This is a genomic window from Streptomyces sp. CBMA123, assembly GCF_014596465.1.
Lineage (GTDB): Bacteria > Actinomycetota > Actinomycetes > Streptomycetales > Streptomycetaceae > Kitasatospora.
In genome coordinates this window covers 1-13,905 of sequence record NZ_MECK01000138.1, presented here as the reverse complement: position 1 = coordinate 13,905, position 13,905 = coordinate 1, and the positions used below count along the sequence as shown (strand labels likewise).

General features: G+C 72.2%; 12 protein-coding genes. 1 reads left to right on the top strand and 11 read right to left on the bottom strand.

The annotated features are described in order from the left end of the window. Positions 1 to 258: 258 nt before the first annotated feature. Together BG452_RS17645 and BG452_RS17640 are read right to left on the bottom strand one after the other, a co-directional pair. The gene (locus BG452_RS17645) at positions 259 to 957 is read right to left on the bottom strand and encodes a ribonuclease HII (RefSeq protein WP_188305270.1); all 699 of its coding nucleotides are present in this window, start codon (positions 955 to 957) and stop codon (positions 259 to 261) included. Between the two features lie 218 nt (positions 958 to 1,175). Next, positions 1,176 to 1,727 (bottom strand): TetR/AcrR family transcriptional regulator, encoded by a 552-nt coding sequence (locus BG452_RS17640; protein WP_188305269.1) that lies wholly within the window; start codon positions 1,725 to 1,727, stop codon positions 1,176 to 1,178. Between the two features lie 494 nt (positions 1,728 to 2,221). Here BG452_RS17640 and BG452_RS17635 point away from each other — a divergent pair, with 494 nt between their 5' ends. After that, complete coding sequence (locus BG452_RS17635; protein WP_411292966.1) at positions 2,222 to 3,772, top strand: MFS transporter; 1,551 nt, start codon at positions 2,222 to 2,224, stop codon at positions 3,770 to 3,772. A gap of 139 nt (positions 3,773 to 3,911) precedes the next feature. Here BG452_RS17635 and BG452_RS47690 read toward each other — a convergent pair whose 3' ends face one another. The 9 genes from BG452_RS47690 to BG452_RS17590 form a co-directional block, all read right to left on the bottom strand. Continuing rightward, positions 3,912 to 5,417, bottom strand: coding sequence for a DUF4153 domain-containing protein (locus BG452_RS47690; protein ID WP_188305268.1), 1,506 nt, complete (start codon positions 5,415 to 5,417; stop codon positions 3,912 to 3,914). Between the two features lie 341 nt (positions 5,418 to 5,758). Then, the gene (locus BG452_RS17625) at positions 5,759 to 6,703 is read right to left on the bottom strand and encodes a carbohydrate ABC transporter permease (RefSeq protein ID WP_188305267.1); all 945 of its coding nucleotides are present in this window, start codon (positions 6,701 to 6,703) and stop codon (positions 5,759 to 5,761) included. Further along, positions 6,700 to 7,722: a carbohydrate ABC transporter permease gene (locus BG452_RS17620; protein WP_188305266.1), complete on the bottom strand. Its 1,023-nt coding sequence runs from the start codon at positions 7,720 to 7,722 to the stop codon at positions 6,700 to 6,702. Before BG452_RS17620 ends, BG452_RS17625 begins: the two co-directional genes overlap by 4 nt. A 168-nt stretch (positions 7,723 to 7,890) precedes the next feature. Next, complete coding sequence (locus tag BG452_RS17615) at positions 7,891 to 9,276, bottom strand: ABC transporter substrate-binding protein (protein ID WP_188305265.1); 1,386 nt, start codon at positions 9,274 to 9,276, stop codon at positions 7,891 to 7,893. Between the two features lie 418 nt (positions 9,277 to 9,694). Further along, positions 9,695 to 10,909, bottom strand: a complete 1,215-nt coding sequence (locus BG452_RS17610) for a cytochrome P450 family protein (protein ID WP_188305264.1) — start codon at positions 10,907 to 10,909, stop codon at positions 9,695 to 9,697. A 93-nt stretch (positions 10,910 to 11,002) separates the two neighbouring features. Then, entirely contained in the window at positions 11,003 to 12,241 is a 1,239-nt protein-coding gene (locus tag BG452_RS17605) for a cytochrome P450 (RefSeq protein ID WP_188305263.1), read from the bottom strand. After that, positions 12,238 to 13,008 (bottom strand): GTP-binding protein, encoded by a 771-nt coding sequence (locus BG452_RS17600; RefSeq protein WP_188305262.1) that lies wholly within the window; start codon positions 13,006 to 13,008, stop codon positions 12,238 to 12,240. The genes BG452_RS17605 and BG452_RS17600 overlap by 4 nt, the downstream gene beginning before the upstream one ends. Further along, positions 12,989 to 13,357 carry a DUF742 domain-containing protein gene (locus tag BG452_RS17595; protein WP_188305261.1) on the bottom strand — a complete coding sequence of 123 codons (369 nt, stop codon included), beginning with the start codon at positions 13,355 to 13,357 and terminating at the stop codon, positions 12,989 to 12,991. The genes BG452_RS17600 and BG452_RS17595 overlap by 20 nt, the downstream gene beginning before the upstream one ends. Further along, the gene (locus tag BG452_RS17590) at positions 13,354 to 13,800 is read right to left on the bottom strand and encodes a roadblock/LC7 domain-containing protein (protein WP_188305260.1); all 447 of its coding nucleotides are present in this window, start codon (positions 13,798 to 13,800) and stop codon (positions 13,354 to 13,356) included. Before BG452_RS17590 ends, BG452_RS17595 begins: the two co-directional genes overlap by 4 nt. Positions 13,801 to 13,905: the final 105 nt, after the last annotated feature.

The following is a 13,905-nucleotide window of genomic DNA, read 5'->3' as shown; positions in this document are numbered from 1 at the left end:
ACCGGGAGCGGCGCGACGGCGGTCGTGGTGGGGGCGGTGGCGGGCGCGCCGCCGTTGGCAGGCGCGTGGAGGGCTTGTGCGTCCGACTCGCGGGGGAAGGGAACGCCGGGGCCCGGGAGGCTCTCGTGAATCTCCGGCTCCTCGGGGAAGACAGGCATACCCGGATATCTATCAAATGCCGGTCGAACGCGCACGGGCGGCCCACCCATTGGCCCCTCGACACCCCTCACCCCACCCGGGGCAATTCAAGACGGACCGTCAGAAACCGAGCGTCAACTGTTCGTCGGCGGATCCCTGGCCGACGCCCGCGACGTCCCGACCGCGCTTCAGATGACGCCACTCGGGCAGTGCGTCCAAGTACGCCCAGGAGAGCCGGTGGTGCTCGGTGGGACCGAACTCCTCCAGCGCGGCGCGGTGCACCGGGGACGGATAGCCGGCATTGTCCGCGAAGCCGTATTCCGGGCGCGCCTCGCCGAGTTCGGCCATCAGCCCGTCGCGGTGGACCTTGGCGAGCACCGAGGCGGCGGAGACGCAGATGCAGGACTGGTCGCCCTTGATCACCGTGCGAACCCGCCAGGGGCCACCGAGGTAGTCGTGCTTGCCGTCCAGGATCACCGCGTCGGGCTCGACCGGCAGTGCCTCCAGCGCACGGACGGCCGCCAGCCGCAGGGCCGCCGTCATGCCGAGTTCGTCGCACTCCTGCGGCGAGGCGTGACCGAGCGCGTACGCGGTGACCCAGCCGGCGAGCACCGGCGCGAGGGCCTCGCGGCGCAGCACGGTGAGCAGCTTGGAGTCGGTGAGCCCCTCCGGCGGCTTGCGCAGGCCGGTGACGGCCGCGCCGACGGTGACCGGTCCGGCCCAGGCGCCGCGACCCACCTCGTCCAGCCCGACCACGACCTTGGCACCGGCCCGGCGCAGCGAGCGTTCGACGGAGTGCGTCGGCGGGACGATGGGCATGACGGACTCCGTTCGGCAAAGCAGCCCCGTCGGGCGGAACAGCCCGGTCGGGCGAGGCGGCCCACTCCGATGGGGGCAGCCTCCAGCCTAAGCCAGCTCACGGGCACGCCGGTCCCGCCCGGCGCGGGCCACCTCGGGACCGCCCGACGGCCGCCTGGAAGCGCCACGAGGCCGACCGATCGCCGCCCCGCGGCGCCCCGGCGTCCACCCGCAACCGCCTACGGCTGCCGGACCATCGGCACCAACACGTCGTCCACCAGCCGGGCCGCGAAGTCGGGGGCGAGTCCGCGGTCGAAGACCTTCACCTGGAACATCAGCATCGCCGGGACGACGTCGGCGACCAGCGGGGTGACCGCGTCGGGGCGGACGTCGCCGCGCTCGACGCCGCGACGGAGGATGTCCAGGACGGTGTCCTTGGTCGGCCCGATCACCCGCTGCACGATGAAGTCCTTGAACACCTCGGCCTGCTGTTGGGAGAGTTCGGCCATCAGCGCGTGCAGGGCGGCGCCCGCGCGGGAGCAGATCGCATCCGCGAACACCTCGATGAGCTGCAGCAACTCGGCCCGGGCGGACCCGAGATCGGGAATGCCGTAAGGGCGTGGGAGAGTGGAGTCCAGGGCGTCGATGACGAGTTCGACCTTGGACGCCCAGCGCCGGTAGAGCGCGGCCTTACCGGTCCGCGCCGCAACGGCGACGCCCTCCATCGTCAGTCGCGCGTAACCGCCGGAGGTGAGCTGGTCGAGCGCGGCCTCGAAGATCGCGTTCTCCAACTCCTTCCCCCGACGCCGTACCGGCCTCGCCAGTGCCTCCCGGGCGACCCGCATCGGGCAGCAGGGTTCGGGCCCGGCCTCCGGTGCCGCCGGGAGCGCGCCGGGCTCCACCATGCCGACGGAGCCCCCAGGGCCCCCCGCCCCGCCAGGGCCCCCGGCCACCCCGGGTTCCACCGGCGCCGACGGCGGCGGACTCCCGTCCTCCGCCGCCCGGGCTGCCGTCCGACCGGGCTTCCGGTCCGACGACAGGCGCCGTATCAACCGATCCATCGCCACCATCCTTAAGGAACGCTTGCGTTCACTATTGACCCAGGATATCGTCCAGCTTAGTGAACGGCACCGTTCCTTCCCAGTCTGCGCCCTCGCGCAGCAGCACGTTCGGGCCGGCGGATCCGCGACATCCCCGGACGCCCGAGACTCCAAGCTCCAGACACCCAAGCACCCAAGCTCCGGACACCCAAGCACCGAGCACGTAGCCAGCAGGGGGCACATTCGTGGCTATTTCCGACACGCTCAGCAAGAACTCACCACCGACAGGCGACCAGAGCCGGGGGAAGGGCATCACCCTGGCCGTCATCGCGGCCACCCAGCTCATGGTGGTGCTCGACGCGACCATCGTGAACATCGCGCTGCCGGGCATCAAGGACGCGCTGAACTTCTCCACCACCGACCTGTCCTGGGTCATCAACGCCTACACCCTGACCTTCGGCGGGCTGCTGCTGCTCGGCGGTCGCGCGGGTGACATCCTCGGCCGCCGCCGGGTGTTCATCTTCGGCACCCTGCTGTTCGGCCTGGCCTCGCTGCTGGGCGGCTTCGCCCAGGACAGCGGCCTGCTGCTGGCCGCCCGCGCGCTCCAGGGCATCGGTGGCGCGATCTGTTCACCGACCGCCTTCGCCCTGATCGCGACCAACTTCGAGGAGGGGCCGGAACGCAACAAGGCGTTCGGCGTCTTCTCGGCGGTGGCCGGCTCGGGCGCCGCGATCGGCCTGCTGGCGGGCGGCCTGCTCACCGAGTACCTGAACTGGCGCTGGGTGTTCTTCGTCAACGTGCCGATCGCCATCCTGATCGCGATCGCCGCGCCGCGCTACATCACCGAGTCCGAGCGCCACCCGGGCCGTTTCGACATACCCGGCGCGCTCGCCTCGACCCTCGGTCTGGTCAGCCTGGTGTACGGGTTCATCCGGGCCGCCTCGGACGGCTGGTCGGACGGTCTGACGCTCGGTTCCTTCGCGGCCGGCGTGATCCTGCTGGCCGCGTTCGTCGTGATCGAGCGGCGCACCGACCAGCCGATCACCCCGCTGCACCTGTTCGCCGAGCGCAACCGCACCGGCGGCCTGGTGATGATGCTCTGCCTGGCCGCGGCCATGTTCGGCATCTTCTTCTACGTGGTCCTGTTCGTGCAGGGACCGCTCGGTTACAGCCCGCTCAAGGCAGGCGTGTCCTTCCTGCCGATCAGTGTGTCGATCATCATCGCCGCGCAGATCGCCTCGGCCTTCCAGGCCAAGTACGGCCCGAAGCCGTTCATGGCGGGCGGCGCGCTGCTGGTCACCATCGGCCTCACCTGGCTGACCCAGATCCACAAGGACAGCGGTTACCTGGACGGCGTGCTCGCCCCCACGGTGATCTTCGGCTTCGGCATGGGTCTGATCTTCGTCCCGGTGATGCTGCTCTCCGTCGCCGGTGTCCCCGGCGAGGAGACCGGCGCCGCGTCCGGCCTGCTCAACTCGATGCAGCAGATCGGTGGTTCGCTGGGCCTGTCGATCCTGACCACGGTCTTCGCGCACTACGCCGTGCCCGAGTTCAAGGCGCAGCTGCCCGGCTTCTTGAAGGCCGCCTCGCCGGACCAGCTCGCCTACTTCCAGGAGAAGCACGACTTCCCACCGAGTTCCGACGCCGCCAACTCGGTGCTCGCCCAGGGCATCTCGCACGGCTTCATCGTGGGCGCGGCGCTCGCCGGGGTCGCGTTGCTGGTCGCGCTGTTCGTGATCAAGGCGAAGGCCAGCGACCTGCCGAGCGGCGACAACGCCGGCATCGCGATGCACTGACCCGCACCACAGCCGCCACGGGCCGGCCGGGAGCAGCACGCTCCCGGCCGGCCCGACCGCTTCCCCGGCCCGACCGGTTCCCCGGCCCGCCCCCGCCTCCGGCCCCGCGCCCGCCCCGCCCCGCGCCCGGATCCGCCCGCTACCAGCTCCCCGCCGACACCAGGCCGGCCCACTTGCAGGGCCCCCGCCCCGACTGCGACCCCTCCATCAACGGCCGCTCCCGCAGGGCCTGCCGGGCCCCGGCGACCGAGCCGCCGGCCGCGTACCAGGGGCGGGTGTCCTGGTCCAGATCGCGCCGGATCAGCTGCAGTGCACAGGACCGCTGTGGCTCCGGCAGCCGGTCCAGGGCGGGTACCGCGTCCGCCGAGAGGTCGCGGACGTTGCGCAGGTCGATCTGGAGCGACCGCTCGTACCGGGCCACGTTCTGCTCCGCGACCATCGCGTCCGGTCCCATCAGCCCGTACACCGCGACGGTGAGCATGCCGCTGAGGACGACGGCGCGCGGCAGCCAGCCGGCGCCGCGGGTGAGCCCCGCGGTGATCAGCAGCAGGAAGACGACGCCCAGCCAGATCTCGACCACCAGCACCCACAGCCGCAGCCGGGTGAGGCCGGAGGCGTCCACGTAGAACCACATCCGGCCGAGCGCCGAGGCGACCACGACCAGCGCGAGCAGGCAGAGCAGCCCGAGCAGGATCCGGACCAGCCGGCGGTCGGCCGGTGTGGTGCGCGGGGCCCAGCGCCTGGCGACGGCCACCACGACCAGGGTCAGCACGGTGATCACGCTCAGCTGCCAGAAGCCCTGACGGGCGTACGCGGAGCGGCTCATCCCGGTGTTGCTCAGCACGGCGTCCGCGCCCCCGAGCACCACCACCGCCTGGATCACCGCGAAGGCGCCGAACATCAGGTTGAGCGCGACGAGGGGCAGCGCCCACTCCAGCCGTCGCCGTTCCCGCCCCGGGCGGATCACCAGGCGGTCCCATCGGCGCGGACCGGCCGCGATGTGCGCGAAGCCCAGCGCGGCGAGCGTCCCGAGTCCGCACAGCAGCCCGCGCAGCGGCAACTGGTGGACGTCGAGGCTGGGGGTGAGCCCGGCCAGCAGGTCCGCCATGGCGGCGTCGGCGCTGGCGAACAGCAGGCCGAAGACGGTCAGCAGGACGGCGGCGACCGCGAGCGCCTTGAGCACCGGGACGATCCGGCCGCGGCCGGGCAGTGGCCGGCCCTCCAGGCCTTGCCAGAGCCAGGCCACGCCCGGCATCAGCTGCCAGAGAAGGGCGGGCAGCGCGAACAGCACCCCCGGCCAGCGGCGACCACCGTGCAGGGCCAGCGAGGCCAGGCCCAGTGCGCAGCCGGCGGCCAGCAGTGCGGGCCAGCCCGCGTCCCACCGGGCCGGGACGGCGAGCAGGGCGAGGGCCAGCAGGCTCCAGACGGCCGTCCAGGGCCGGATCCGGCGGCCGGCCGCCCGGGCGACGAGCCCGGCGGCGACGGCCGTGGCGGCGCCGCAGATCAGCAGGTTGGCACCTATCCCGTCGTACAGCAGCCAGGCCGTCAGCAGACCGGTGAGCAGGGCGAACAGCAGGACCCTGGGGGTGGCCGCCGCCTGCCGCTCGGGGTCGGTGGCGCGCAGCCGGCTCCCGACTGAGGGCACGGGGACGCCGGGCGAGCGGTACGGGCCACCGGGCCGGTACGGGTCGAACGGCTCGGGGCCGGACGGCGCCCCCGGATCGAACGACGGTCCCGAACCCGGCGACGGCCCTGGGCCGGGCGCGGGTTGTGGATCGGTCGGGGCAGGCGTGGACGGGCCTGGCATGGCTCCCCCTCGGTGGTCGGCGGGCAGGCGGAAGCCGTCCTCCGGACGGTCCGCGGGCGGGCGTGCTCGACGCCTCTGCCGCTGCCGACTGTAGACCATTCTGAACAAGTTCAAAAGTTACTTCTGAACACGTTCAGAAGTCTCTGGCCACCACCCCCTCCACGCCGGAGCCGTCCGGACTACCCCTTGACCGACCCGGCCAGCAGCCCCCGCACGAAGTACCGCTGCAGGCTGAAGAAGACGATCAGCGGCACGATGATCGACAGGAACGCCCCGGCCGTGAGCAGCTCCCAGCGACCGCCGAGCGAGCCGGACAACTGCGCCAGCCGGACCGTCATCGGTGCCACCTCCGGCGTGCCGCCGGCGAAGGTGAGCGCGACCAGCAGGTCGTTCCAGACCCAGAGGAACTGGAAGATCGCGAACGAGGCCAGCGCCGGGGCGCACAGCGGCAGCACGATCGACCGGAAGATCTTGAAGTGGGAGGCGCCGTCCACCACCGCCGCCTCCATCAGGTCGCGCGGCAGCTGGGCGATGAAGTTGTGCAGCAGGAACACCGCCAGCGGCATCGCGAACATGGTGTGCGCCAGCCAGACCGGCGCGTAGCTCCCCTTCAGGTCCACCGCCGGGATCAGCGTCAGCGAGCCCAGGTGCGCACCGCTGGAGAACAGCCGCAGCAACGGGATCAGCGCCATCTGGAGCGGCACCACCTGGAGCGCGAACACCGTGAAGAACACCGTGTCGCTCCCCCGGAACCGCACCCAGGCCAGCGCGTACGCCGCCATCGCCGCGAGCACCAGCGGGAAGAGGGTGGCCGGGATGCTGATCGCCAGCGAGTTCACCAGGAAGGGCATCAGGCCGGTGGAGCCGCCCGAGCCGCCCTCGAACAGCACCGCGTGGTAGTTGCCGAGGCCGAAGTCCGGGTGGAGCAGGGCGTTCCACCAGCCGTCGGCGGTCACGTCCTGCTTGGGACGCAGCGAGGTCACCAGCAGGCCGAGGGTCGGGATCGTCCAGAGCACCGTCATCGCGATCACGAACACCGAGGCCAGCGGGCTGCTGAAGGCCTTCCGCACCGGGCTCCCCTCACCAGGACGGCCACCGACGGCTTTCGCCTCAGGAGTGCTCATCGCACCTCACGCTCCCTGCGCAGCTGGACGATGTTGTAGGCCACCAGTGGCAGCACCGCGAGGAACAGCAGGACCGCCAGGGCGCCGCCGCGCCCGTCGTTGTACTGCCCGAAGGTCTGCGAGTACATCTCGTTGGCCAGTACCTGGGTGCCGAAGTTGCCGCCGGTCATGGTGCGGACGATGTCGAAGGCCTTCAGCGTGATGATCATGACGGTGGTCAGGACGACCATCACGGTGGTGCGGATCATCGGCACGGTGACGTGCCAGAACAGCCGTACCCCGGTCGCGCCGTCCAGCCGGGCCGCCTCCACCACCTCGTCCGGGATCGCCTTGATCGCCGCCGACAGCACCACCATCGCGAAGCCGGTCTGCACCCAGACCATCACGGCCATCAGCAGGAAGGTGTTCAGCGGCTGGCTGAGCAGCCAGTTCGGCGGGTCGGACCAGCCCACCGCGTGGGCGAGCTGGCTGAGCAGGCCGATCTGCGGCTGGTCCTTGCCGCGCGCCTCGTAGACGAACTTGAAGATGATCGAGGCGCCGACCAGCGAGATGGCCATCGGCATGAAGATCAGCGACTTGTACACCGCCTGGCCGCGCATCCGGTCCACCAGCAGCGCCAGCACCAGGCCGAGGCCGGTCGCCACCAGCGGCGCGACCACCAGCCACAGCAGGGTGTTGAGCAGCACCTGCCGCACCGAGTCGGTGGTGAACGCCCAGCCGAAGTTCTCGCCGCCGACGAAGGTGCCGCCGTCCGCGCTGTGCAGGCTGAGGTAGACCGTGCGGATCAGCGGCGCCACCAGGCCGACCGCCAGCAGCAGGACGGCCGGGCCGAGGAACACCAGGACGGCCAGCGGGCGGGCGAGGCGGCCCCGGGCCCGCCCGGCCACCAGGAAGACCACCAGCAGGATGCCGAGGAAGCCCGCGATCGCGCCGAAGCTGTTGCCGAACTTGACCGCCGCGTCGCCCCAGGCGCCGACGGCCAGGGAGTCGGCGGCCGGCGGGGAGCCGGATACGGGCATGGCTGCACGTCCCTTCGGTTCGTCCGGTGCGAAGCGGGAGCGGGGAAGCGGGAGCGGGAGCAGGGAAGCAGGAGCAGGGAAGCCGGAGCCCGGAAGGGGGCGGGCGGTGCGGGTGGGTGGCCCCGCACCGCCCTCGGCGGATGGTCCCCTGGTCCGCCGGGCGGCGGACTACTTCGGCCAGGCGGCGTCGATGTCGCCGGCGACCTTCTGGATCGACTGCCCCTCGGCGAACCAGGCGGTGAGCGACTTCCACTCCTGCCCGGAGCCGACGGCCGCCGGCATCATGTCGGAGGCGTCGAAGCGGAAGGTCGCGCTCGGGTCGGTGAGCGCCTCCGCCGAGAGCTTGTCGATCGGGTCGGTGTACAGGCTCTTGTCCACGCCCTGGTTGGCCGAGACCCAGCCGCTCGCGGTCTTCACCCGGCTGCTCGCCCAGTCCGAGCTGGACAGGTAGTTCTGCACCGCCTGCACCTCGGGCCGGCTGGAGAAGGCCGTCAGGAACTCGCCGCCGCCCTCGACCGGGTTGGCGATCGCCGGGTTGACGGCGGGCAGCCGGAAGGCGAAGACGTCGCCGTCCGGGGCGACCTTGGTGCCCTTGGGCCACTGGGCCTCGTAGAAGGAGGCCTGCTGGAGCATCGCGCACTTGCCGGTGAGGATCGGCGCGCCCGCGTCCTGGAAGGTGGTGGTGGCGATCGACTTGACGTCGCCGTAACCGCCGTTCACCCAGGCCGGGTTGAGCATCCAGTCGGCGACGGTCCGCATCGCCGTGGTGATCTTCTCGTCGGAGAACTTCACCTGATGGCCGACCCACTGGTCGTAGACCTCGCCGCCGTAGGTGCCCAGCACCGCCTCCTCCAGCCAGTCGGTGGCCGGCCAGCCGGTGGCCGTGCCGGAGGCGATGCCGCCGCACCAGGGCTTGGGGCCGCCCGCCTTGGCGATCTTGTCGCTGAGTGCCATGAGGTCGGCCCAGGTCTTCGGCACCTGGTAGCCGGCCGCTGTGAAGGCCTTCGGCGAGTACCAGACCAGCGACTTCATGTTGGCGCTCATCGGGGCCGCGTAGAAGGTGCCGTCGACCGAGCCGTAGGTCTTCCAGACCGGGCTCCACTTGTCCTGGTTGGCGACGGTCTGGGACGGCGGCTTGACCACCTTGCCGCTCTTGACCATCTGCGCCAGCAGGCCCGGCTGCGGGATGATCGCGAAGTCCGGGGCGTTGCCGCCGGCCACCCGGACCGGCAGCTGGGACTCGAAGTCGTTGGAGCCCTCGTAGCTGATCTTGATCCCGGTGCACTTGCCGAACTCGGCCCAGGACTTCTCCAGGTTGTCCGACTCCGGGCTGAGGATCGAGGCGAACATCGTCACGGTGGTGCCCGAATGCCCCGCGTACGGCTGGTACTTGGCGCAGTCGCCGGTCAGCGTCTGGGCCGCTCCACCGCCGTCACCCGAACCGCTGGAGCTGTTCGAGCAGGCCGCGGTCAGGGCCAGCGCCGCCAGCAGGGCAGGCGCGGCCACCAGCCTGCGGCGGGAACGCGCGGACGGCGTGGTCTGATTGAGGGTCAATGCGGTCCTCCTCGCCAGGGCGTGCTGCCTGGGGTGGGCTGAACGACATTGCGCTGTACCGGAGATGGGCGTACGGAGATCGCTGGACGAGCGGACGGCCGAACTGATTCGACGACGTTAACGCAGCCGTTCCCCGCCGCCAAGGTCCATGGTCGACCTTCCCGTAGCGGTGCCCCGACCGTGACCTCCGAAACGCCGACCGCGACCGCCGCACAGCACGGCCCCGCCCGGAAACCGGACGGGCCCCGCGCCCGACGAACCGTCGGAACGACGAACCGTAAAACCGTCGGGACGTCGGGACGTCGGGACGACGAACCGTCGGGACGTCGGGACGTCGGGACGTCGGGACGACGAACCGTCGGGACGTCGGGACGTCGGGACGTCGGGACGACGAACCGTCGCAACGTCGGAACGAGTGTCACCAGAGCCGGACGGGCAGCTCCAGCAGACTGTTCACCACCAGCGACGGGCTCGGCCGCAGCTCGCCGTCCGGCACCGTCAACGACAGCCCGGGGAAGCGCTCGAACAGCGCCGGCAGCGCGATCCCCGCCTCCAGCCGGGCCAGCGGCGACCCCGGGCAGACGTGCGGGCCGTGCCCGAAGGACAGGTGCCGGGTCGGGTCCCGGGTGACGTCGAACAGCTCGGCCGTCACCCCGTGCTGCAGCGGGTCCCGGCCGATCGCGTTGTACGAGACCAGCACCGGGTCGCCCGCCGGGATCACCAACTCGCCGACCTCGATGGACTCGGCGGCGAAGCGGAACAGGAAGTTGCTGGTCGGCGGCGTCCAGCGGAGCGACTCCTCGACCACCGCGTCCCAGGACACCTCGCCCGCCCGCACCAGCTCCAGCTGGTCCGGGTGCGCCAGCAGGGCCCGCACCGCGTTGCCGATCAGGTTGACCGTGGTCTCGTGGCCGGCCGCGATGATCACCCGCAGGGTGGCCGCCGCCTCCGCGTCGGTGAGCGCCCCGCCCTCGGTGTCCGCCGCCAGCAGCACGCTCGCCAGGTCGTCGCCCGGCGCCGAACGGCGCTGCGCCACCAGGCCGTTGACGAAGGCGTTCAGCCCGGCGACGGTCGCCTGGATGCCCTCCGGGTCGGGCTTGATGCCGAAGAACCGCTCGTACAGGTCGCGCAGCAGCCCGTGGTCCGACTCCGGGACGCCCAGCAGCGAGCAGATCACCGTCATCGGCAGCGGGAAGGCGAAGGCCGACTTGAGGTCGATCACCGGCTCCCCGGCCGCCAGGGCGTCCAGCAGCGCGTGGGTGATCTCCTCGACCCGCGGGCGCATCAGCTCGACCCGGCGCGGGGTGAAGGCCTGGGCGACCAGCGCCCGCAGCCGGCGGTGCTCGGCGCCGTCCGTGGTCACCATGCTCGGGCCGGGCACCGCCAGGCCGATCAGCGGCCAGGTCTTCGGCACCTCGCCGCGCTGGTAGGCGGCCCAGTGCCGGGCGTCCTTCACCAGCCGGGCGTCGGTGAGCAGGTCACGCGCGGCCGCGTGCCGGCTCACCGCCCAGGCGGCCACCCCGCCGGGCAGCACGACCGGCACCGCCGGACCGGCGGCCCGCAGCAGGGCGCCCTCGGCGGCGTTGTCGCGGGCCAGCGGGTCGAGGGCGATCGGGGCCGGGGCAGCGGTCATCGGCGGCAGCACTCCTTGACGTGGCGAAACTTCGAACGGTTGTGCACGTCCAGTGGATCTTGGCTGGCCCGGCGAAGATCCGCAAGACGCGTTTCAGTGACCGGGGGTGAACGACACCGGCAGCGCCACCAGCCCGCGCACCCAGGCCGAGGGCCGCCACACCAGCGCGTGCTCGGCCACCGCCAGCCGCAGGTCCGGCAGCCGGTCCAACAGCACCTCGATCGCCGTGGTGGCGATCACCTCGGCCGCCTCCTGCGCCGGGAACGGGCAGCCGTGCTCGCCGTACGAGTAGCTCATGTGCGCCCGGTTCCCCTCGGCCGGGCGACCGTCGGGCTGACGCACCGACGGGTCCGCGTTGGCCCCGGCGAAACCGAGCAGCAGCATGTCCCCCTCGGCGATCCGCTGGCCGCCGAGCTGGGTGTCCCGCACCGCCCAGCGGCCGGCGAAGATCTGGGTCGGGGTGTCCTCCCAGAGCGCTTCGTTGAGCGCCTGGCTGATGCTGCGCCGGCCACCGGCCAGCGAGGCCGCGAAGCGCTCGTCGGTGAGCATCAGCCGCAGCGCGTTGGAGATCCAGTACGAACTGGGCTGGTGACCGGCGATCAGCAGCACCCGCAGGTCGCGCATCACCTCGTCGTGGGTCAGCCCGGCCGGGTGCTCCAGCATCCGCGAGGCCACGTCGGCCCCCGGGTACTCGGCCTTCTCCTCCACCAGCGCGAGCATCAGCTCCAGCAGCCGCTGGGCGCCGGCCGGGGCGTCCGCGCCGCCGTCCAGCATGGCCAGCAGCGCCGCGATCAGCTGCGGCGCCTGCTCCTCGTCCAGACCGAGCACCCGGCACAGCACCAGCAGCGGCATCCGGTGCGCGTACTCGGCGACCAGGTCGGCCTCTCCGCGCCCGGCGAACTCGTCGATCAGCCCGTCGGCGATCTCCTCGGCGTGCTTGCGCAGCTCGTACGGGTCGATCCCGGCCAGCGCGTCGGTGACCGCCCGGGAGCGGCGGATGTGCTCCTCGCCCTCGGCGTACAGGATCGACGGCACCGGAGCCATCATCGGCTTCAGCGGCCAGTCGGCGGGCAGGGTCTCCCACGCGTGCCAACGGCTGGAGTCCCGGCCGAACAGCTGCGGCTGGCCGGTGACCTGCTGCAGCTCCCGGTAGCCGATGACCAGCCAGGCGGGCACCCCGCCGGCCAGCTCGACCGGGGCGACCGGGCCGTGCGCGGCACGCAGTTCGCGGTAGAGCTGGGCCGGGTCGGTCTGGAAGCGCGGCCCGTACAGCGGCGTGGCGCCGGCGTGCGCCGGGCAGCCCGGGGGCGGGGTGACGGCGGGCTCGGTCACGGGGTGCTCTCCTCGTAGATCGCGTCGGGTGCTCCGGCGGGGGCGGTCACGGCGGAGGCGGTCGGCTCGGCGGCAGCGGCCCCGGCCCCGGCCCCGGCCCCGGCAGGGACGGTCGCGGCATCGGCCCCGGCGGGGGCTTCGGACTCCGCCAGCGCGGCCGGGTCGGCCCCGGCCAGCGCGGCCAGGTGGTGGACCAGCGCGATCAGCACCCGCTTGCCGGAGTCGCGGTCGCGGGCGTCGCAGTCCACCAGCGGTACCTCCGGCGGCAGGTCCAGGGCCTCACGGACCTGCTCCAGGGTGTGGCCGGGCTCGCCGAAGTTGTTGCGGGCGACGACGAACGGCGTGCCGTGGTGCTCCAGCCGGTCGATCGCGTACCAGGAGTCCTCCAACCGCCGGGTGTCCACCAGCACCACCGCGCCCAGGGCGCCGCTGAACAGCCGGTCCCAGAGGAACCAGAAGCGCTCCTGGCCGGGCGCCCCGAACAGGTAGAGCACCTGCCGCTCGGACAGGGTGATCCGGCCGAAGTCGAAGGCGACCGTGGTGGAGCGCTTGCCCCAGCTGCCGGCCGGGTCGATGCCCTCCCCCGCCCGGGTCATCACCTCCTCGGTGTTCAGCGGGCGGATCTCGCTGACCGAGCCGACCAGGGTGGTCTTGCCCACCCCGAACCCGCCGACCACGACGATCTTCAGCGCGTTGTCGGCGGTCGCCCGCAGCGGGGTGCGTGCCGCGGACCGGCCGTCCTGGAGGTCAGAGCCGTTGGAGGCCATGCAGCACCTGCTTCAGCGTGTCGAGATCGGGCAACCGGGCCTTGTTCGGCGCGAACCTGGGGTGGCGGGCGGTGATCGCCCCGGACTCCAGCAGGTCCCCGAGCAGGATCTTCACCACCGAGATCGGCAGCGACAGCTCCGCCGCCACCTCCACGACGGCGGTCGGCGCCTCGCACATCCCGAGGATCCGGACGTGCTCCGACTGCATCCCCGGCGCCGGCTGCCGCTCCGCGACGATCAGGGTGACCAGGTCGAAGGCGTTCTCCGGGGCACGGCTGCGGCCCCCGGTGATGGTGTAGAGGCGGTCCGGGTCGTCGTCCCGGCCCGGCAGCACCGGCCCGGCGTTCATATCCCGGCGCTCTCTTGCCCGGCGGCCCCGTCGGCTTCCGCTTCCGCGTCCCGGGCGGGTGCGCTGAGGTGGATGCCGATCTGCTCGATCAGGCCGTGCATGTTGTGGCCGACCACGCCCACGTCCGCGTCGTCGTCGGTGACCACCGCGAGGTGCGCGCCCTCGCCGGCCGCCACGATGCACAGGATGCCGCCGTGGAACTCGGTCATCGACTGGCGCACGCCGCCGCTGCCGTCACCGAACTCGATCGAGGCGCCGTGCGCCAGGCTCTGCAGTCCGGAGGCGATCGCGGACAGCTGGTCCGCCTGGTCGGCACTCAGCCCGGCGGTGTGGCAGAGCTTCAGACCGTCGGCGGAGAGCACCAGGGCGTGCCGGGTGCCGGGGGTCGCCGCCAGCAGGTTTTCCAACAGCCAGTCGAGGTCGCGGTCGGTGGCGCTGCTCATCAGGAGTCCTTCTCGGTGACGGGGGAAGCGTCGGGCGTGGTCTCGGTCGCCGCGGCCGGCGTCGGCCCGGGGGCGGGCAGCGCCGGCTGGGCGGCCCGGCGGAAG